Below are 22,382 nucleotides of genomic sequence, written 5' to 3' on the forward strand. Positions count from 1 at the left end.
ATTTTATCTCTTATGAAAAGCTATACAAAAATATATTGACTTAGAAAAAGAACAAATATAGAATAACATTATTAAAGGACATTTTAAAAGTGGTTTTATAATATTATTTATTTCATTAATTTTATTAAAAAGGAGATCTTAGTAATGAAATTCTTAAAGAGCGTTTTGGTCATTATACTTATTGCTCTTTTTTTAGGGAGTAATTTATATTTTATTAACTTATTAAGGGACAAGAAAGTAGAAAAGGAACCGATAAAACCTAAGATAGTGCTGATTTCTCATATAAAGACTAATCCATATTGGCTTGATATAAAAGCTGGCGCAGAAAGAGCTGCTAAAGAAAGAGGTGCAGTGGTTGAATTTTTAGGACCTACAACTGCAAGTACTGAAGATGGGCTAAAACTTTTTGATATGGCTACATCAGCAAAGGTGAGTGGTATAATAACATATGTACAAGAAGAAGGACAATATAAAAAGAAAATTAATAGCGCAATGGAGAAAGGTATTCCAGTAGTTACAATAGATTCAGATGAAGAAGATAGCAATAGAATAGCCTATGTTGGTACAGATAATGTTTTAGCTGGACAAGTTGCCGGAAAGGAAATGGTCAAGCAAATAGGAACGTCTGGAAATGTAGCAATAGTAATGGGAGGAAAAAATGTAAAGAATCAGAAAGAAAGGGTAGAAGGCTTTACAGAATATATAAAATCGAATTCTAACTTGAAAATTGTAGATACAGATTCATCGGATGCGATGCTTCTTGAGGCAGAAATCATAACAAGAAAAATATTAAATAGAAATGATAACATAAATGCTTTATTTTGTACCTCAGCTCTTGACGGAATAGGCGCTGCAAGAGCAGTAAAAGATTTAAATTATAAGGATAGGGTAAAAATTATATGTTTTGATGATTTGGATGATACTTTAAGCAATATTAGAAATGGACTAGTTTCAGCAACAATAGTGCAGAAAAGTAATGAAATGGGTTATAGGGCAGTTAATATTATTATGGACAAAATTGAAGGAAAATCAAATAAGTTTTCAAAATCACTAATCGATGTGAATGTAATTAATAATAGTAATATATGGAGCTATAAGCGAGGAGATGATAAAATTGAAAACTAAGAGTTTAAATAGTAAATTTATAATGTTTGTTATATGCTTAATTATTCCTATATGTATATGCAATATAATATCCCTAGCGATGAGCAAAAAAATCGAGGATGGGTATGTTAATATGCTTAACAATATGCTCATTACTAATGAAATTAAGCAGCATGTTGATAGCTCTTTAGATAATTTTAATCAATATATATTGAATGGAACCCCGAGTAAAAAAGAAAGTTATAATAATGAGGTGATTCTTGCAAAACAAAAAATTGGTAAGCTTAAGAAAAATTCTGATGATGTAAATCAATATATTTTGAGAGATTTAGATAATACTGTAGATTCTTATATAGAAAGTTCTAAAAATACAATATCTGCGTATGAAAATAAGGAGGGATACATTTTTTACTATGATGATTTTGTAGCAGCCAAGAATATTGCATCATATTGTGATGCATATGCATCTACTTTAATGCAAAATTTTCTAGAGGCTAATAGTATAGCATATAAAGAACTAAATAGAAATAGCAGCGTAATATATATAGGACTAGCTACATATCTTATATTAATTTTAGCTTTATGTGTAGTTTATGCATTAACATTTATAAGACATATATCTAAGGGCTTAAAGGGTATGGTTGAAATATCAAACAAAGTATCAAAAGGTCAATTTGAATATTATGAAGGTAACAAAACCGACATTTATGAGTTAGATATTTTAACAAAAACATTTAATACCATGATTACAGATATAAAAAATCTTATTAGCTCCCTTAATGGGAAGATCGTATTAGAAAAAAAATTAAAAGAGGAGGAGATGAAAAATCTAAAATATGAGAATGCTTTAAAAGAATTTGATTTAAAGGTATTACAGTCTCAAATAAACCCACATTTCTTATTTAATACTCTAAATTGTATAAACGCGACAGCAATAATGGAAAATGCGATAACCACAAGTAAATTAATTAAATCAGTATCTAATATTTTAAGATATTCTTTAAGAAGTATGAGTACAAATGCACTATTAGAAGATGAAATAAAGATTGTAAAGGATTATATTTATATTCAGGAGTGCAGGTTTGATGATAGGGTAAAATTTAATCTAAGTACAAATATGGATATGAAAAAAGTTAAAGTTCCTGGAATGACAATACAACCATTAGTAGAAAATGCATTTATACATGGGATTGAAGGGAAAGAAGATGGTGGATATATAAATATATATATTGATGAGGAAAATGGTGAGTGTAATGTTTTAATTGAAGATAATGGTGTTGGCATTTCTAAAGAAGTTTTGGATAAGATTAATAATTATAATTATGATGCAAAACATACATGGCATACAACAGGCCTTGGAATAAATATAGTAGAAAAGAGGCTTAGATATTTATATAACAAGAAAAATATGTTTAAAGTAGAAAGTGAAGAAGGCAAAGGGACTAAAGTTTATTTGAAAATACCTATAATGGGGGATGAGAATAATGATGAAAATATTAATTGCTGATGATGAAAAGTATGATAGGGAGACCGTTAAACATATAATAAAAGAGAATTTTTTAGGAGAGTTAGAAATATACGAAGCTAAAAATGGGAGAGAAGCAATTGAACTATCTGAAAGTATCAGACCAGATATAGTTATTATTGATATAAAAATGCCAGGAATTGATGGAATACAGGCATTGAAAGAAATGACAGCAACTTTACCAAATTTATATAGCATAATTTTGACAGCATACGATTATTTTGATTTTGCATTAGAAGCTGTAAAAATAAATGTGAAAGAATATCTTCTAAAACCGTTTACTAAGGAAGAGATTATAGAAAAAATTGCTGTGGGAATTAAATGGGTGAAAAAAGAACAGGAGAAAAGAAAAAGTGAAATTAAAGATAAAGAGAAAATATATACTTTATTGCCTGTGCTTGAAAATCAATTAAGTGATCTAATAATTAATGATAAACTTAAAGGCGTTGATTATGGAATGTATCTGCAATGTTTAGATATGAGTTTTATGAATAGCTATGCAATGGTTATTTCAATAAAAGACAAATATGCTTATAAAGATATTAGTAGGGTTGAAAGAGATCAAATTAGGATTAAGATAGGAGAATATGTTAAAGAATATATAAACAGAAGATATAAATGCATAGGAAATTATGTATTTTATGAAGAATTAACGTATTTTATACAAATAGATAATGAGGAAACTGAAGATTTTAAAAGTTTAGAAATTGACCTTGCATTTAATTTGAGAAGAGAAATAAAAAAGAGATTTAATATTTCAATAAGAGCAGGTCTTGGAGAAATATTTGATTCAGTAGAGCAAATTGTGGAATCTTATAGACAAGCTATGAAGTGTTTAGTATACAACTCAGACAATGTAAATATTATTTATATTGATGATATAGAAGGAAAATTGATGAATGATAGTTTTTCAGGTGGTATATCAGGGGATACCAAGTTAGGTAAAAATAAAAATTCAAATAAAATAAAGATGAAACTATTTGAAAGTGTAAAACAATTTATTAGAGAAAATATTGAAACAGAATTAGAACTAGAGAAGGTAGCAAGCAATTTTGGATTAAGTGTCTATTATTTTAGTAGGACATTTAAAGAAGTAACCGGCATTAATTTTTCGGAATATGTGAATAAATGCAGAATAGATGTTGCAAAGGAATTACTTTCAACTGGAGAAATGAATGTGAAAGAGGTTTGCTACAAAGTAGGATACAATGATCCTAATTATTTCAGCAAAGTATTTAAGAAATATGAAGGTGTCAGTCCTGCAAATTTTAAAGGAAATATGGAAGAAAAGATTTTTTAAAATCAATTAGCGAAAGATATGTTACTTATTATTCAGGAATTTTTTAATTTATAAAAAGCAATATATTACTAACAACATATCACAACAATAAAAAAGTCCAGACTATTTCTTATATTTAGATATTAGTCTGGATTTTCTTTATGTTTTGAATTATTTACTAGTAAAAATTTGCTGTAAAAAGATAGCAATATAAGATTATAAATTAGCAAACCAGTCTATTTGAAACGTTTACTATAACGGATATAATTAAAACTGTAAAAGAGATCTATAATTAAAAAAAAGGGGAGAAAAAGATGAAATCTAAAAAAATGATTAAATTATTAGGTTTGGCACTAAGTGGGGTACTAATATTTTCAGCATTGACAGGATGTGGAGCTAAAAAAGATGCACAAACATCTAGCAATGGAAATAAGAAAATAAAAATTGGTGTAAGTATGGACGACCTAAGACTTGAAAGATGGCAGCATGATAAGGAAATCTTTGAAGAAGAAGCTAAGAAACTTGGAGCAGATGTTGTTTTCCAATCTGCAAATGGGGATGATCCAACACAAATGTCACAAGCTGAGAATCTTATATCTCAAGGGGTAGATGTCTTAGTTGTAATACCACATAACGGTGAATCAATAGCACCAATTGTAGAAGAAGCTCACCAAAATAAAATAAAAGTATTGGCTTATGATAGATTGATTACAAATAGTGACTTAGATTACTATGTATCTTTTGATAATGTAAAGGTTGGAGAATTACAAGCTAAAGCTATCGTGGATAAAACTCCAAAAGGAAATTATTTCATGATGGGAGGATCTCCAACAGACAATAATGCAAAATTATTTAGACAAGGACAAATGAACATAATAAAACCTTATGTAGATAAGGGAGATATAAAACTAGTAGGGGATCAATGGGTAAAAGATTGGTCAGCAGAGGAAGCATTAAAGATAATGGAAAATGCTTTGACAGCAAATAATAACAAAATTGATGCTGTAGTTGCATCAAATGATAGTACAGCAGGTGGTGCTATTCAAGCATTACAAGCACAAAGCTTAGCAGGAAAAATTACAATCTCTGGACAAGATGCAGATTTAGCTGGTTGCCAAAGAGTTGTTGAAGGAACTCAAACAATGACAATATACAAACCTATAAAAGATATTGCTGCAAAAGCAGCTGAAATGGCTGTAAAGATGGCTAAGGGTGAAGATGTTGAAACAGGTGGTACTGTAACTAACAATGGTAAAAAAGATGTCCCTTCAGTATTACTTACTCCAATAGCAGTTACAGCAGATAACATGAAAGATACTGTAATTAAAGATGGTTTCCAAAAATTTGATGATGTATATAAAAATGTACCAGAAGATAAAAGACCAAGCAAATAAATAAGAATATTGGAGTCTGAAGATATTGTGTCAGACTCCAATATAGAAAGGAGATAAGCATTTCATGAGTGAGTATATTTTAGAAATGAGAGATATAGTCAAAGAATTCTTTGGAGTAAAGGCATTAGATGGAGTAACTTTAAAAGTTAAAAAAGGAGAAATCCATGCTCTTTGTGGTGAAAATGGAGCTGGAAAATCCACACTGATGAAAGTTTTGAGCGGAGAGCATCCTGCTGGGTCTTACTCTGGAAAAATAATTTTTGAAGGAAAAGAATTAAGCCAAACAAGTATAAAAGATTCTGAAAGCGTTGGTATTGCAATTATTCATCAGGAATTAGCACTTATAAAACAATTATCTATAGCAGAAAATATTTTTTTAGGAAATGAAATTGGCGCACGTGGACTAGTAAATTTTAGTGAACAGTTAAATAAGACAAATGAATTATTAAATAGGGTTAAGCTGAATGTTAATCCGCTTACTAGAGCGGGGGATCTTGGAATTGGACATCAGCAATTAGTTGAAATTGCAAAAGCTCTATCTAAAAATGCAAAACTATTGATTCTTGACGAACCTTCTGCCTCTTTAAGCGAAGGTGAAGTAGAAGTGTTAATGGGAATATTAGATGATTTAAGAAGAGATGGAGTAACATGTATTTATATTTCTCACAAACTTAATGAGGTTACAAGAATATGTGACAATGTTACTGTAATTAGAGATGGCTCAACAATAGGACAAGTTCCTATTAGTGAGATAGATCAAGATAAGCTAGTACAAATGATGGTTGGAAGAGAAATGAAAAATCTATTCCCTAGAGAAGAACATAAAATAGGTGAAGAATTTTTTGAGATAAAGAATTTTAACGTTTTAGATCCATTTAATAAGAACATAAAAAGAGTAAAAAATGCGAGTTTTACCTTAAGACGTGGGGAGATACTTGGAATTTCAGGCTTAGTAGGTTCAGGTAGAACAGAAATGGTGGCAAGCATATATGGAAGTTTCCAAGGTCAAAAGAGCGGTGAAGTATATTTTGAGGGTAAAAAAATTGACATAAAAAATCCAAATGATGCTTTAAGCAAAGGAATAGCTATGGTTCCAGAAGATAGAAAAAAAGATGGAATAATTGCGGGTATGAGTGTAGCTAAAAATATGACAATGAGTAATTTAGTGAAATATAAAAGGCCATTAAACGTAATAGATAAAGATAAGGAAATGATGGATGTTTTAAAATTTATTGATGAAATAAAAATAAAGACTGCATCAACTGAATTAGCAATAAAAAATCTAAGTGGTGGAAATCAACAAAAAGTAATACTAGCAAAAAATCTTCTTGCTGAACCTAAAATATTAATATTAGATGAACCTACTAGAGGAATTGATGTTGGAGCTAAGTATGAAATTTATAAGTTAATATTTAAGCTAGCTAAACAAGGAATATCTATAATAATGGTTTCATCAGAACTTCCAGAAGTACTTGGAATTAGTGATAGGGTTCTAGTAATGAATGAAGGGGAAATAAAGGCAAGTCTTGAGAATAATGGGTTAACTCAGGAGATGATCATGAATTATTCTGTAGGAAAGAAAAATGAAGAAGTTAGTGAGAGTTATAGCGAAGAAACTAAAACTTCTGTAGGAGGAATATAAGATGCAATTAAGTAAAAGTACAAGTTCAGAAAAAGAAAAGAAATTAGGTTTAGGGGTTATATTTAAATCTAAGATGGCAGCAATATTAATAGCAACAGCAGCAATATGGGTTTTGTTCACGTTTTTAACAGATGGAAATTTTTTGACAACAAGAAATTTATCAAATTTATTTAGACAAATGTCAATTACTGGTGTACTTGCAATAGGCATGGTTTTTGTAATCATTTTAGGTGAAATAGATCTTTCAGCAGGATCAACTTTAGGTTTACTTGGAGGAATTGCAGCAATATTAAATGTTTGGTTTGGTTTTTCAGCTATCCCAACAGTGGTAATAACATTAATACTTGGAGTTATTATGGGAGCTTGGAATGGATATTGGATAGCCTTTAGAAATGTGCCATCATTTATAGTTACTTTAGCAAGTATGCTTGTTTTTAGAGGTGTATTAATAGGAATTACAGGTGGTAATACTGTTGCACCATTAACAGCAGATTTCAAAGCTATAGGACAAGCGTATTTACCAACAGTTGTAGGTTATATATTAGTAGTGCTAGCAATTGTAGGTTCAGCATATTTAATATTAGGAAATAGAAAGAATAAGATTAAATATAATATTGAAGTTAGACCAATGGCTTTAGATGTACTTACAATAGTAGGAATTGGAGTTATATCATTAGTTCTAGTGTTAATTCTTAATGACTATCAAGGATTTCCTATACCAGTTTTCATTATGTTACTTTTAGCTTTAATATTAGCATTTGTAGGAACAAAGACTATATTTGGTAGAAGAATATATGGAATTGGTGGAAATAGAGATGCAGCAAGATTATCTGGTATAAACGTAAAAAAACATATTATTGTTATATATTCAGTACTTGGATTACTTTGCGCAGTTGCTGGAATATTACTTACATCAAGATTAAATGCAGGATCAGTTTCAGCTGGTCAAAATGCAGAAATGGATGCAATTGCATCATGTGTTATCGGAGGAGCAAGTTTAGCAGGTGGTAGTGGTACAGTTGCTGGAGCATTAGTTGGTGCACTTGTAATGGCTAGTATAGATAACGGTATGAGTATGATGAATACTCCAACATTCTGGCAATACATCGTTAAAGGTTTAATATTACTAATAGCAGTATGGATGGATATATCATCTAAAAACAAGAAATAATTCTTTGAAAATGATTATATAATCTTAATTAAAACTTTATATAAATTAGTGACGAAAAATCATTTGAATAACAGCAGGCTATAATTAATATTGTCTGCTGTTATCTGTATATATGGTATATTAATTCTATATTTTGTTTAACATAAAAAGGTATGAAACGGACATAATTATAATGAATTAATTTATTAAAAAATAACATAAAAATGTACTCAGAAAACTATTGACTATATAAAAAAAAGAAAGTATTATAAGCTTATAAAACAACATTTAAAAAGTTATTTCAAAATATATTTTAAGTAGTGAATATCAAAAGAATAAGTACTTTGACTTACTTTAATAATTATTTTGATTAAAGCTTGTTATACAAAATAAAATTCAGAATATTCATTAAAATCAAACAAATTTGATTTATATATAAGGGCTAGTTATTACTAACGTTGGCTTTTATAAATAGATAGATAAATGGCTTAATAAGTTATTACGCTATTTACTAGAAATAATTTATATTCAATATAGAAAAATGAGGAGGGTATCATATGAGAGAATACTTTGAAAATGTTTCGAAAATAAATTACGAGGGGGCAAATTCTAAAAATCCATATTCATTTAAATATTATAATCCAGACGAAATTATTGGGGATAAAGCAATGAAAGAACATTTAAGATTTGCCTTATCTTATTGGCACACATTAACAGCTACAGGAGCAGATCCATTTGGTGTTGGGACTATGATTCGTCCATGGGACAGCGAAACTAATGAAATGGATTTAGCTAAAGCAAGAATGGAAGCAGCATTTGAATTAATGGATAAGCTAAACATAGAATATTTCTGCTTCCATGATAGAGATATAGCACCAGAAGGAAAAACATTACAAGAAACTAATAAAAATTTAGATGAGATAGTTGCGTTGTGTAAAAGTTTAATGAAAAAGTATAATAAAAAACTTTTATGGGGAACAGCTAACTGTTTTACTAATCCAAGGTATGTTCATGGTGCAGGTACTAGCTGTAATGCGGATGTATTTGCTTATGCAGCAGCACAAATTAAAAAAGCAATTGAAATAACAAAGGAGCTAGATGGAGAAAACTATGTTTTTTGGGGTGGACGTGAAGGATATGAAACTCTATTAAATACAGATATGGGCTTAGAATTAGATAACTTTGCTAGATTACTTCAAATGGCTGTTGATTATGCTAAAGAAATAGGATTTACAGGACAATTTTTAATAGAGCCAAAGCCAAAGGAACCAACAAAGCACCAATATGATTTTGATACAGCAACAGTTTTAGGATTCCTTAAAAATTATAACCTTGATAAGTATTTTAAAGTTAACATTGAAGCAAATCATGCTACTTTGGCACAACACACATTCCAACATGAACTTCATTTTGCAAGAATCAATAATTTCTTAGGCAGCATAGATGCTAATCAAGGAGATCCGTTACTTGGATGGGATACAGATCAGTTCCCAACAAATATATATGATGCTACATTAGCTATGTATGAAATCCTTAAAAATGGAGGGATTGCACCAGGTGGTGTTAACTTTGATTCTAAAGTTAGAAGGGCATCATTTGAAAAAGAAGATTTATTCTTAGCTTATATAGCAGGAATGGATACATTTGCTAAAGGATTGAGAGTAGCTTATAAACTTTTAGAAAATGGTGATTTAGAAGACTTTATAAAAGAAAAATATTCAAGCTTTACACAAGGAATAGGTAAAGAAATTGTTGAAGGAAAAGTTGGCTTTAAAGAATTAGAAGCATATGCGTTAAACAATAACCCTATAATAAATAAATCTGGAAGACAAGAGTTGTTAGAATCTATAGTTAATCAATATATATTTGAGGATCATAAATAAATAATATATCATATAGATTTATTCATCTCACCAAAATAAGAAGCATGCTTTTATTCCGACTTGTACGGGATTTTATGGATGATTCTAAGATTAGAAGTTGTATCCAAAGGCTAGCCTTAAAGGTAAGCTCTATGTAAATACATTTGAAAAAACTTCTAACTTGTAAATTTATAGTTAAAAGAACTTCTTGTAATATTTTTTAGTATTATTATTGCAAGAAGTTCCTTTTTATTTGAGACTCTATTTGACTAGATATTTTATAATAAGTGTAACTTTCTAAATACAAAAATAACTAGTAAAATAAAAAATGAAAATGTATTCAAAAAACTATTGACCGCGATGAAAAAGGGAAGTATAATAAACTTATTAAAATACATTTAAAAAGTTATTTAAAAAAATGAGTAAAAAGTTTGTAATTATGTTAATTTAGAAAAGATATATAACTTAGGAGGTTTATTAATGAGATATTTATTAGGATTGGATATTGGAACATCAGGAACAAAGACAGCTCTTTTTGATGAAAATGGAACTACAATAAAAACTGCAACTTATGGATATGATTTATTCCAACCACAGGTAGGATGGGCAGAACAAGATCCAGAAGATTGGTGGCAGGCATGTGTAAAGGGAATAAAAGATGTTATTGAAAAAAGTGGTGTACAAGCTTCTGATATTAAAGGTATTGGATTAAGTGGCCAAATGCATGGGCTTGTTATGGTAGATAAAGATCTTAATGTAATTAGAAATTCTATAATCTGGTGTGATCAAAGAACAGAAAAAGAATGTGATTACATGACAGAAGTAATCGGAAAAGAAAGACTAATTAAGATCACTGGTAATCCTGCATTAACTGGATTTACTCTTTCAAAATTATTGTGGGTTAGAAATAATGAACCAGAAAACTATAATAAAATTTACAAAATACTTCTTCCAAAAGATTATATTAGACTTAAATTGACTAATGTTTTTGCAACAGAAGTTTCAGATGCTAGTGGTATGCAAATGTTAGATATAAATACTAGAAACTGGAGCGAAGAATTACTTAATGAGTTAAATATAGATAAAAACATATTAGCAGATGTTTATGAATCAGTAGTTGTTAGTGGAAAAGTTACAGAGGAAGTTGCAAAATTAACAAACTTAGCAGTAGATACACCAGTTGTTGGCGGTGCTGGAGACCAAGCAGCAGGAGCAATAGGAAATGGAATAGTAAGAGAAGGAATAATATCAACAACAATAGGTACTTCAGGAGTAGTATTTGCGGCAACTGATACACCTAGATTTGATAAAGAAGGAAGAGTTCATACTTTGTGTCATGCAGTACCAGGTAAGTGGCATATAATGGGTGTTACTCAAGGAGCTGGTCTATCATTGAACTGGTTTAAAAGAACATTCTGCGCTAAAGAAGTTGAAGAAAGCGAGAAATTAGGAAGAGATATCTATGATTTATTAACTGAAAAAGCAGCAAAATCAAAACCTGGTTCTAATGGAATTGTTTACTTACCATATCTTATGGGAGAAAGAACACCTCATATAGACCCTAATGTAAAAGGTGCATTTTTAGGAGTATCACTAATAAATAACCATGATGATTTTGTACGTAGTATATTAGAAGGTGTTAGCTTTAGTTTGAAAAACTGCCTTGATTTAATCGAAGACATGAATGTAAACATTGATGAAATAAGAGTAAGTGGCGGTGGAGCAGAAAGTGCTGTATGGAGACAAATATTAGCTGATATTTTCCAATATTCATTAACTACAGTTAAAGCATCTGAAGGTGGTGCGCTTGGAGTTGCAATACTAGCAGGGGTTGGAGCAGGAATCTATGATTCTGTAGAAGATGCTTGTGATAGAATCGTAAAAGGAAACAAGAAAGTTTCTCCAAATGAAGAATTAAAAGAAGTATACTCAAAAGTATATGAAACATATAATTCAGCTTATCCAAGAATAAAAGATATTTAAATATATTAAAGATATAAATCAATCATCTTAGTTAAGTAATTGTATAATTAATTAAGGGTGTGTAGTAGTATCGAATTTTAGCAAAAAAATCATATAGTTTTTTAAATACTTTAACAAAAATAATAATAGTGATATTATTTAAGAAAAAGCTACTATTACTGATAATAGTCGAGAGGAGTATTTTAAAGTTTGATAGAAGTAAATCACAGTAAAATAAAAGAAACTAACAGAAAAAAGATAATAGCATTATTATTAAAGAAAAATGAGATCACCAAATTAGATATATCTAGAATATTAGATATAAGTATAACAACAGTTTCTACAAATATTACAGAATTGAAAAGCGAAGGTATTGTAGAAGATGTAAGATCGTTGGAATCTACAGGAGGAAGAAAAGCAATTGCTATTAAGTTGAATGAAAACTGTAGATATTCAATTGGAGTAGCACTAACACCGAATCATATAAAGATATCATTAGTAAATATAAAGAAAAAAGTTATTGAAAGTATGCGAGTTAGACATAATAGTGATGGAATAGAGAACATAATAAATTTACTTAATGAAAATATAGATTTGTTAATGAAGAAATATAATTTATGCTCTGCAAATTTATTAGGAATAGGGATTTCATTACCTGGAACCGTAGATTTTAAAGAAGGCATAATAAAGTATTCATATTTGTTAGGCGCCAAAGATTTTAATTTAAAGGAAAAGTTCGAATACTTAGACATTCCAGTATATGTAGATAATGAAGCAAATTTATCTGCTTACTACGAGTTTTTAAATAAAAGAGATATACTAAGAAATCTATTATATGTATCAATAACAGAAGGTTTAGGCCTCGGTATAATAATAAATGGAAAAATTTACAGAGGTGACAATAACTCATCAGGAGAATTAGGTCATACTAAGATAGCAATTGATGGAAAAAAATGTAAGTGTGGAGCTAGAGGCTGTTTAGAAGCATACACATCTATGAATTCTCTGATTGATAGTTATAATGAAGCTAATAGTTCAAATATTAGTGATATTGATGAATTTGAAGAAAGATATAATCAAAATGACAAAGATGCTCATGATGTATTAAATGATTATTTAAAAACATTGTCTTTAGGTCTATCGAATTTGGTTATGATATTTGATCCTAGCAGCATAGTAATAGGTGGAGATATAAATAATTTACTTAATGATAAGATAGATATGCTAAAAAAAGAGGTTTATAAAGATAACTTATTTACAAATGAAAATAATTGCAGTATAAGTATTGCAAGTTTTAAAGAATCTTATCTACTAGGAGCTGCTATGATGCCTATAGAAGAATTCTTAGAAATTAAATAATGGAGTGGTGAAAGCTGCTCTATTAATTTAAAAACTTATTAAATAAATTTTTAAAATATATTTTTAAAGTTATGTAAGCATAGCTATATTAAGGGGAGTCTTAATCTTTGATTGGAACTCCAGATTAAGACAAGCCTTTTATATAAAACTAAATATCTATTTATTTCATATTAGATTTATGTTCTTGATTTTTGATTGGAACTCCGAATTAAGAGCAAATTTCTTATGTGTTATTAAATAAATATTTACATAAAGGTGAGTCTTAAGTAAGAAATTAAAATTTCTTATTTGAGATAACCTTATATATTAAATGATTTTTAATTAAACAAAGAGGAGATGTTAATAAAATGAGATTTTTCTTAGACACAGCAAATGTGGAACACATTAAAGAAGCAAATGAAATGGGAGTAATATGTGGTGTAACAACAAATCCATCATTAATAGCAAAAGAAGGAAGAGACTTCAATGAAGTAATAAAAGAAATTACAGAAATAGTTGATGGACCAATAAGTGGAGAAGTTGTAAGTGAAGATGCTGAAGGAATGATAAAAGAAGGAAGAGAAATTGCAGCAATTCATAAGAATATGATAGTAAAGATTCCAATGACAGCTGAAGGATTAAAGGCAACTAAAGTATTAGCTAGTGAAGGAATTAAAACAAATGTAACATTAATATTCTCAGCAACACAAGCTTTACTTGCAGCAAATGCAGGAGCAACATATGTAAGCCCATTCCTTGGAAGAGTAGATGACATCTCAATGATAGGTATGGATTTAGTTAGAGATATAGCAGAAATATTTGCAGTTCATGGAATAGAAACAGAAATAATAGCAGCAAGCGTAAGAAATCCAATTCATGTAATAGAAGCAGCAAAAGCAGGCGCAGATATATCAACAGTACCTTATAGTTTAGTAATGCAAATGTTAAAACACCCATTAACAGATCAAGGATTAGAAAGATTCAAAGCAGACTGGGCAGCAGCATTTGGAAAATAGATTGCCGAAATAAGAAACATATTTTGGTTCCGGTTCCTAAGAAATTTTGTTGAGTGCTTCTAAGATTATAAGTTGTGCCCAAAATGCTTGGCCTCAAAGGTAAACTTTGAACAAGCACATTTGGAACAACTTATAATCAATAAGCACTACCAACACAATTTCTAATGAACACTCCACAAAATATGTTACTTATTTCTAGTGCAGACATATTTCGAAAATGGAAGAGTAATTTAGAGATATAATGCCTAGATTCTGAAATTAGGAAAGCATAAATGTATATGGATAAATATTTTGATATAATGCTTTCGCAAAAGTATGACTATCATTTATGATTTATTCATGTTCCAAATGACAGAGATAAAAATATATATTCTTAAGAATATAAGAATATAAGAATGAAAGAATTTAAGAATATAGGAATTTAAGAATTTATAAATGAAAACATAAAACAACTTCAAAAGGTGTGGTAAAATAGGAACCTTTTGAAAAGATAATGAAGGATAGCTAAGATTATTTCAGGTTTGAAATGAATTCGAAGCGCAGCATGGGACTTAATTAGCACAACTAAGAACTTATAAAAAAATATGTCTATGAAATGAGGATAAAGATGAGTAGAGAATTAGATAAATTATCTATTAACGCAATAAGAGTATTATCAGCAGATGCTATTGAAAAATCAAAATCAGGACATCCAGGTTTACCACTTGGATCAGCTACAATGGCTTATACATTATGGACAAAGATGAATCATAATGGAAAGAACCCTGAATGGGATAACAGAGATAGATTTGTATTATCAGCAGGACATGGTTCAATGCTTGAATATTCATTGCTACATTTATTTGGATATGGACTTACAGTTGAAGATATTAAAAACTTTAGACAATTCGGAAGTTTAACACCAGGACATCCAGAGTTTGGTCATACAAAAGGTGTTGAAATAACAACAGGACCACTTGGACAAGGTATTTGTAATGCAGTAGGTTTTGCTATAGCAGAAGCACATCTTGCAGAAAAATTCAATAAACCAGATTATAGCGTAGTTGATCACTATACATATGCTATAGTTGGAGACGGATGCCTTATGGAAGGTATCTCAGGAGAAGCGTCATCTCTTGCTGGAACTTTAGGTCTTGGAAAATTAGTCGTATTATATGATTCAAATAATATTTCAATTGAAGGAAATACAGACATAGCATTTAGAGAGGATGTAGCTAAGAGATACGAAGCTTATGGATGGCAAGTACTAAATGTAGCAGATGGAAATGATATAGATACAATAGAAAAAGCAATAGAAGCAGCTAAAGCAGAAACAACAAAACCTTCTATTATAATAGTTAAAAATCAAATTGGTTTTGGATGCCCAGCAAAACAAGGAAAAGCTTCAGCACATGGTGAACCTTTAGGAGCAGACAATGTAATTGCTATGAAGGAAAACTTAGGATGGAAGACTGAGCCTGCATTCTACGTGCCAGACGAAGTGTATACAAATATGAATGAACACATAGCAAAAGGCGAAAAGACTGAAGAAGCTTGGAATGAGTTGTTTAAATCATATGCAAAAGCTTATCCAGAACTTGCAGCAGAATATACTAAATGGATGAGTGGGGAACTTGATAAAGAAGCTTTATTAAACAATGAAGAACTTTGGAGATTTGATAAAGAAATGGCTACAAGAGAATCTTCAGGAATAATGATAAATAGATTAGCTAAACTAATTCCAAACTTCATTGGAGGATCAGCAGATTTAGCTCCATCTAACAAAACTCATATGAACGATAGAGGAGATTTCTCAGCAGAAGATAGAAGCGGATCAAACCTTCACTTTGGGGTTAGAGAACATGCTATGGCAGCTATCGCTAACGGAATGTATGCTCATGGAGGACTTAAAGTATTCTGTGCAACATTCTTTGTATTCAGCGATTACATGAAGGGTGCTATGAGATTATCAGCTCTTATGAATCTTCCAGTAGCTTATGTATTAACACATGATAGTATTGGAGTAGGGGAAGATGGGCCAACTCATGAACCAATAGAACAATTAGCAGCTCTTAGAAGTATGCCAAACATGACAGTATTTAGACCAGCAGATTCAAAAGAAACTGCAGCAGCTTGGTACTATGCTGTAACTAATGGAACTACTCCAACATCATTAGTATTAACAAGACAAAAGTTACCACTATATGATGGATGTCCTAAGAGAGCATTAAAGGGTGGATATATCTTAAAAGATTCTAAGAAAGAAACTCCAGATGTACTTTTAATGGCATCAGGTTCAGAAGTAGAATTAATATACAAAGCAGCAGCTGAATTAGAAACTAAAGGAATAGATGCAAGAGTTATCAGTATGCCATCATTTGAATTATTTGATGCTCAAGATGAGGCTTATAAAGAATCAGTTATGCCAAATAAAGTTCGTGCTAGAGTTGCAGTAGAAGCATTAACAAGCTTTGGATGGCACAAATATGTGGGTCTTGATGGAGATGTTATATCTTTAGATACTTTTGGAGCATCAGGTAAAGCAGAAATCCTATTCGAGAAATTTGGATTCACTGTAGAAAATGTTGTTGAAAAGGCTATTAATGTAGCAAAGAAATAGAAGTTACAGTAATTAAATCTACGATTATAGTAGAGAAAATTTAGCGATTATAGTAAAACTTTAGAAAAATAGATTTAACCTTAAAATATTAATAAATATAGCGAAACAGATATAAAAAGATTTGGATTAAAAGTGTGTAAATTAATTAATCTATAAATATATTAAAATCAATTTATTCATTATTATAAAAGTTAAAATTATTAAAAGATATGTATAAAGATGTGTGAAAAGATTAGTGTGAAATTATGTAACTACAATAATAAATCATTGGTTAGAAATATATTTATAGATTTTTAATAAATGTATATTTAAGAAAGGGAGATTAATATGATTATTAAAAATGTTAATGATAAAGAGTTTAAAAAGTATGGACAAGTACTAAAAAACTATGATTGTACAGAAATAATTGAAAAAATGAAAAGTACACCACTACCAGAAGATGTAATATATGAACCATCAATTAAGGAACTTGAAGAATTAGCTATAGCTAAAGAGTTACAAGATAGAGAATATGGAGAATTACCAATACAAATAGGATACTGTAATGGTAACAACTATATGTTAAATGCAGTAGAATATCATCGTTCATCTGAGATTAATATCGCAGCAACTGATCTTATATTACTTATAGGAAGTCAACAAGATATTGAAGACGATTACTCATATGATACATCTAAAATTGAAGCTTTCAAAGTTCCAGCTGGAACTGCAATTGAAGTATATGCAACTACTCTTCATTATGCACCTTGTAATGTAAATGAAGAAGGTTTTAGATGCGTTGTAGTTCTACCAAGGGACACAAATTTACCTTTAGAAAACAAGGCTGAAAAAAGTGGAGAAGATGCATTATTATTTGCTAGAAATAAATGGCTAATTGGTCACAAGGATACAGATTTAGGTGAACAAGGAGCATTTATAGGGTTAGTTGGAGAAAATATCTCAATAAAATAGATTATAAATAGAAATTAAAATCCATAATTTTGTTTTGAATCTAAGCAGACATATGGACTCTATGATTTAAATATGTTTGCTTATTATATAAATCAGCAAAGAAATATAGCTGATATTTACTTGATAATAATAAATTTAAATAAACTATAAGAAGACTTAATAAGCATAAAAATTATTAAATAAACTATAAGAATAAGCTATAAGAATAAACTATAAGAAATAAGAAAGACATTATAAATTAAATGAAATGAAAAGATCAGAGTAAAATGGAGGAATTAGACAATGAATAATATACCACAAGTAAAATTAGGAATTGTTGCAGTAAGCAGAGATTGTTTCCCAATGGAATTATCAGCAAATAGAAGAAAAGCAGTAGTAGAAGCTTTTAATGGAGAAATTTTTGAATGTCAAACAACTGTTGAAAATGAAAAGGATATGAGAAAAGCTTTAGCTGAAGTTAAAGAAGCTGGAGTAAACGCATTAGTTGTATATTTAGGAAACTTTGGTCCTGAAACTTCAGAAACTTTACTTGCTAAAGAATTTGATGGACCAGTTATGTTTGCAGCTGCTTCAGAAGAAAGCGGAGATAATTTAATAGGCGGACGTGGAGATGCATATTGCGGAATGTTAAATGCTAGCTACAATTTAGCTTTAAGAAACATTAAAGCATACATTCCAGAATATCCAGTAGGAACAGCTCCAGAAGTTGCAGGAATGATTTCAGAATTTGTGCCAGTTGCTACTGCATTATTAGGATTAAAGAACTTAAAAATAATTTCTTTTGGTCCAAGACCTCAAGATTTCTTAGCTTGTAATGCACCAATTAAACAATTATACAATTTAGGTGTTGAAATAGAAGAAAATTCAGAATTAGATTTATTTGCTGCATTTAATGCTCATAAAGATGATCCAAGAATTCCAGACGTTATAGCTAGCATGGAAAAAGAATTAGGTGAAGGAAATAAAATGCCTGGTATCTTACCAAAGCTTGCTCAATATGAAATTACATTATTAGACTGGATGGAAGAACATAAAGGTTCAAGAGAATACATTGTATTTGCCAATAAATGCTGGCCTTCATTCCAAACACAATTTGGATTTGTACCATGTTATGTAAACAGTCGTCTAACAGCTATGGGAATCCCAGTATCATGTGAAGTTGATATTTATGGTGCATTAAGTGAATACATCGGAACTTGCATAAGCCAAGATGTTGTAACATTACTTGATATAAACAATACAGTTCCAGCTGATATGTATGAATCAGAAGTTAAAGGGAAATTTAATTATTCATTAAATGATACATTCATGGCATTCCACTGTGGTAATACAGCAGCTTGTAAATTAACATGTGGAACAATGAAAAACCAAATGATTATGGCAAGAGCTCTTGAACCAAATCAAGAACCAAATATAACTAGAGGAACACTTGAAGGAGATATAGTACCAGGAGATATTACATTCTTCAGATTACAAAGTAATGCAGATGCAGAGCTTACAGCTTATGTAGCAGAAGGTGAAGTATTACCAGTTGCAACTCGTTCATTTGGAGCTATAGGAGTATTTGCAATTCCTGAAATGGGAAGATTCTATCGTCACGTATTAGTAGAAGGCAGATATCCTCATCATGGAGCAGTTGCATTTGGACACTTTGGAAAAGCAGCTTACAACTTATTTAGATATTTAGGTGTTAAAGAAGTTGGATTCAATCAACCAAAAGGTATGCTTTACAAAACTGAAAATCCATTTGCATAGTTTAAAATTTACTATACTTAAGATCTGAACATATGCATATAGCTCGCCGAAATAAGGATTATGCTGTTGTTCCAGTTTCTAAGGAAATTATGATGGATGATTCTAAGATCACAAGTTGCACCCAAGATGCTAGCCTCAAAGGCGAGCTTTGAACTAGCATACTTGGAACAACTTTTAATCTAAGAATCAGAGCCATCAAATTCCTAATGAAACATTTCACAAAAGCATAATTCTTATTTCTAGTCAGGATATATTTCATAGCGTAAATCTATCCAATTTAAGAATCCGACTTATTAGATAAATATATTTACAAAGTTACTAAAACCTTAAGTTCATATAGTCACTAGAAATCATAAATATATTTGTGGAGAAAACATTTGGAAATGAGCTGTTAAAGGTTCTTAAGCAGAGAATCCAAATCTGTGATTTGGTGAGAATCGCTTACTCAGCGAACAAACGTGAGTCGAGTTTCCGCTAACGATTGTTCCACTTTAGCTTGTGAAGTGAAAGTCCAAAATTTTATTTTGGGTTCTTGAACTTCCTCAGCGAATGCAATGAGTCGAGCTTCTCTAGGAAAGTTGGAGCATGCTAAAGTGGATGCAATCTGCTGCTTTGAACCTTCAGCGATATTTTCATAGCTTTTCGGAATCAAAATATTTATGATTTCGGTGAGGTATACGCATAAGTATAGATTATAGTGGTTTATCTATAGAGATAAGTTCTTAGCATGTAATTAATTCTGTTTATATAAAGATATAGGCTGAAAGCATAATATTTATGGCTTTCAGTCTTTATTTTATGTGTTTTTTAGAAAGTGCATAAGGGGGAGAATCTAGATTTGTTTGTTATTAATTGTTAAATTCTCAATATATTAATAAGTTTTGTGATAAATATAAAAAAATATCAATAAAATATTGACAAATGGTAGTGCTATAAAATATAATAAGACATAGATAAAGCAATGGAGCATTTATTTTATATAGGTGTTTTATTGCTTTTTTTTATTTATTATTGCTGATATATCAGTGGGATTTCAATGAATTTCAGTGAAAGGAGAGATAAATCTGTGTCAAGCTGAAAAGTCGTATGCTAAAGAAATATATAAGCAAATTAAGTTAGATATTTTGAACCAAAGAATAAAGGATGGCGATTTTCTTACATTATCAGAACTAGCTGATAAGTACAATGTGAGTAAAACACCTGTAAGAGATGCGCTAGGAGCGTTAGAGATTCAAGGATATCTTAAATCTTTACCTAGAAAAGGTTATTTAGTAAAACCTATAACACAGAAAAATATAAGAGAATCTTTTCAAATGAGATTTATTTTTGAAAAAGTAGCTGTAAGTTTAGCAGTAAAACTGGCTAGTGATTCGGAATTGCAAAATATAATGCAATTAGCTGCGAAATTTCCAGAAGTCTCGCAGGAAAATGAGATTGCACTGTTTAATGAGTTGAATGATATGTTTCATATGTCGATTATAAAAGCAACTCACAATTCTCTTCTGATTGAAATGTGTGAAGGAGTTATGGAAAATTTATCACGGATACTAATGACAGACAGCAAACATTTAGAGTTTGTGAATGAAAAAGAAGAACATATAAATATAGCAAGAGCACTGATTCACAGAGATAGTAAAAATGCAGAAAAACTTATAACAGAGCATCTTCTACATTTAGAATCAAGAGTAAATACTAATGAAAGCATTATAGTATAAGAAGTAAAGTTTAGGGTAAGCTTTTAGTTAGAAGAAGAGTTTTGCTTTTTGAATGTAAAAGTATGATAAGAACTTCTATATTTACAAAGAATGTATAAAAATTTTAACTTATTATAAAATAAGAATTATTAATAAAATACTTTTTTAATTAATTAAGGGGGAAAAAAAATGAACAAAAAATCGTTAGTAGGAATTTTACTAGCATCAGTTATGACAGTAGGTATAATGGCAGGTTGTGGGTCATCAAAAAATGATTCAGCAAAAAGTGGTGATGGAAACAAGAAATATGTAATTGCATGTGATGCTAAATATGCACCATTCTCTTTTGAGGAAGATGGAAAATATAAAGGGATAGATGTAGAACTTTTAGATGCAATTGCAAAGGAAGAGAAATTTGAATATGATTTAAAGCCAATGGACTTTAACGGAATAATTCCTGGACTTACATCTAATCAATTAGATGGTGCTATTGCAGGTATGAGTATTACAGATGAAAGAAAACAATCTTTAGATTTCTCAGATGGATATTTTGTTTCAGGGCTATCATTAGTTGTTAATAAAGATAACACTGATATAAAAGGTGCAGATGATATAAAAGGTAAAAATGCATCACTTAAAAAAGGTACAGCAGGAGCAAAATTTGCTGAAGATAATGAAAAAAAATATGGATTAAATCTAAGCTATTTTGATGATTCTCCATCAATGTTCCAAGCTGTTGAAAATAAGAATTGTGATTTCTTATTAGAAGACTATCCTGTTATTGCATATAAAATTAAGGTAGATCCTGATTCAAAATTAAAAATTGCAGGAGATAAGCTAACAAATGTTGACTATGGATTCGCAGTTAAAAAAGGTGAGAATGCAGACTTATTAAAGAAATTCAATGAAGGTTTGAAAAAATTAAAAGAAAATGGGCAATATGATAAGATCGTTGATCAATATATTGCTAAATAAATAGTAGATAAAATATGAACTACTAATGATTAAAATAAGCTATGAGTTTATTTTAAAATAAAAAGCTATGAACTTAGGAAACGATGTTTCTAATTTATAGCTTTTTCCTATTAAAATTGAATTTGAAACTGAAATA

General features: G+C 29.9%; 15 protein-coding genes. All 15 read left to right on the forward strand.

Features of this window, described 5'->3' with window-relative positions:
- Positions 1-144 precede the first annotated feature (144 nt).
- The 15 genes from KEC93_RS12205 to KEC93_RS12275 all read left to right on the forward strand — a co-directional run bounded on the left by KEC93_RS12205 (position 145) and on the right by KEC93_RS12275 (position 22,246).
- Positions 145-1,125, forward strand: a complete 981-nt coding sequence (locus tag KEC93_RS12205) for a substrate-binding domain-containing protein (protein ID WP_023976127.1) — start codon at positions 145-147, stop codon at positions 1,123-1,125.
- Complete coding sequence (locus KEC93_RS12210) at positions 1,115-2,611, forward strand: sensor histidine kinase (protein WP_077869838.1); 1,497 nt, start codon at positions 1,115-1,117, stop codon at positions 2,609-2,611. The genes KEC93_RS12205 and KEC93_RS12210 overlap by 11 nt, the downstream gene beginning before the upstream one ends.
- The gene (locus tag KEC93_RS12215; RefSeq protein ID WP_077869839.1) at positions 2,589-3,929 is read left to right on the forward strand and encodes a response regulator; all 1,341 of its coding nucleotides are present in this window, start codon (positions 2,589-2,591) and stop codon (positions 3,927-3,929) included. Before KEC93_RS12210 ends, KEC93_RS12215 begins: the two co-directional genes overlap by 23 nt.
- Before the next feature lie 293 nt (positions 3,930-4,222).
- Complete coding sequence (gene xylF, locus KEC93_RS12220; protein WP_077869840.1) at positions 4,223-5,302, forward strand: D-xylose ABC transporter substrate-binding protein; 1,080 nt, start codon at positions 4,223-4,225, stop codon at positions 5,300-5,302.
- A gap of 64 nt (positions 5,303-5,366) precedes the next feature.
- The gene (locus KEC93_RS12225) at positions 5,367-6,944 is read left to right on the forward strand and encodes a xylose ABC transporter ATP-binding protein (RefSeq protein ID WP_012058597.1); all 1,578 of its coding nucleotides are present in this window, start codon (positions 5,367-5,369) and stop codon (positions 6,942-6,944) included.
- Position 6,945: 1 nt separating this feature from the next.
- Positions 6,946-8,115 (forward strand): sugar ABC transporter permease, encoded by a 1,170-nt coding sequence (locus KEC93_RS12230; protein ID WP_012058598.1) that lies wholly within the window; start codon positions 6,946-6,948, stop codon positions 8,113-8,115.
- 536 nt (positions 8,116-8,651) lie between these two features.
- On the forward strand, positions 8,652-9,977 hold the full coding sequence (gene xylA / locus KEC93_RS12235; RefSeq protein ID WP_023976124.1) for a xylose isomerase: 1,326 nt from the start codon (positions 8,652-8,654) through the stop codon (positions 9,975-9,977).
- Between the two features lie 459 nt (positions 9,978-10,436).
- A complete protein-coding gene (gene xylB / locus KEC93_RS12240; protein ID WP_023976123.1) occupies positions 10,437-11,939 on the forward strand; it encodes a xylulokinase in 1,503 nt (500 codons plus the stop codon).
- A gap of 189 nt (positions 11,940-12,128) precedes the next feature.
- Positions 12,129-13,277 carry an ROK family transcriptional regulator gene (locus tag KEC93_RS12245; protein WP_012058601.1) on the forward strand — a complete coding sequence of 383 codons (1,149 nt, stop codon included), beginning with the start codon at positions 12,129-12,131 and terminating at the stop codon, positions 13,275-13,277.
- A gap of 347 nt (positions 13,278-13,624) precedes the next feature.
- Positions 13,625-14,272, forward strand: a complete 648-nt coding sequence (gene fsa, locus KEC93_RS12250) for a fructose-6-phosphate aldolase (RefSeq protein ID WP_012058602.1) — start codon at positions 13,625-13,627, stop codon at positions 14,270-14,272.
- Positions 14,273-14,879: 607 nt separating this feature from the next.
- Positions 14,880-16,871 (forward strand): transketolase, encoded by a 1,992-nt coding sequence (gene tkt, locus KEC93_RS12255; RefSeq protein ID WP_111944685.1) that lies wholly within the window; start codon positions 14,880-14,882, stop codon positions 16,869-16,871.
- Positions 16,872-17,198: 327 nt separating this feature from the next.
- Positions 17,199-17,822 (forward strand): DUF4867 family protein, encoded by a 624-nt coding sequence (locus KEC93_RS12260; protein ID WP_077870070.1) that lies wholly within the window; start codon positions 17,199-17,201, stop codon positions 17,820-17,822.
- A gap of 282 nt (positions 17,823-18,104) precedes the next feature.
- Positions 18,105-19,577 (forward strand): L-fucose/L-arabinose isomerase family protein, encoded by a 1,473-nt coding sequence (locus KEC93_RS12265; protein WP_111944686.1) that lies wholly within the window; start codon positions 18,105-18,107, stop codon positions 19,575-19,577.
- Positions 19,578-20,623: 1,046 nt separating this feature from the next.
- The gene (locus tag KEC93_RS12270) at positions 20,624-21,292 is read left to right on the forward strand and encodes a GntR family transcriptional regulator (RefSeq protein ID WP_065417363.1); all 669 of its coding nucleotides are present in this window, start codon (positions 20,624-20,626) and stop codon (positions 21,290-21,292) included.
- A 168-nt stretch (positions 21,293-21,460) separates the two neighbouring features.
- Positions 21,461-22,246 carry a transporter substrate-binding domain-containing protein gene (locus KEC93_RS12275; RefSeq protein WP_065417362.1) on the forward strand — a complete coding sequence of 262 codons (786 nt, stop codon included), beginning with the start codon at positions 21,461-21,463 and terminating at the stop codon, positions 22,244-22,246.
- Positions 22,247-22,382 lie beyond the last annotated feature (136 nt).

It is taken from the genome of Clostridium beijerinckii (genome assembly GCF_018223745.1).
In the GTDB taxonomy this organism is placed as follows: Bacteria; Bacillota; Clostridia; order Clostridiales; family Clostridiaceae; genus Clostridium; species Clostridium beijerinckii.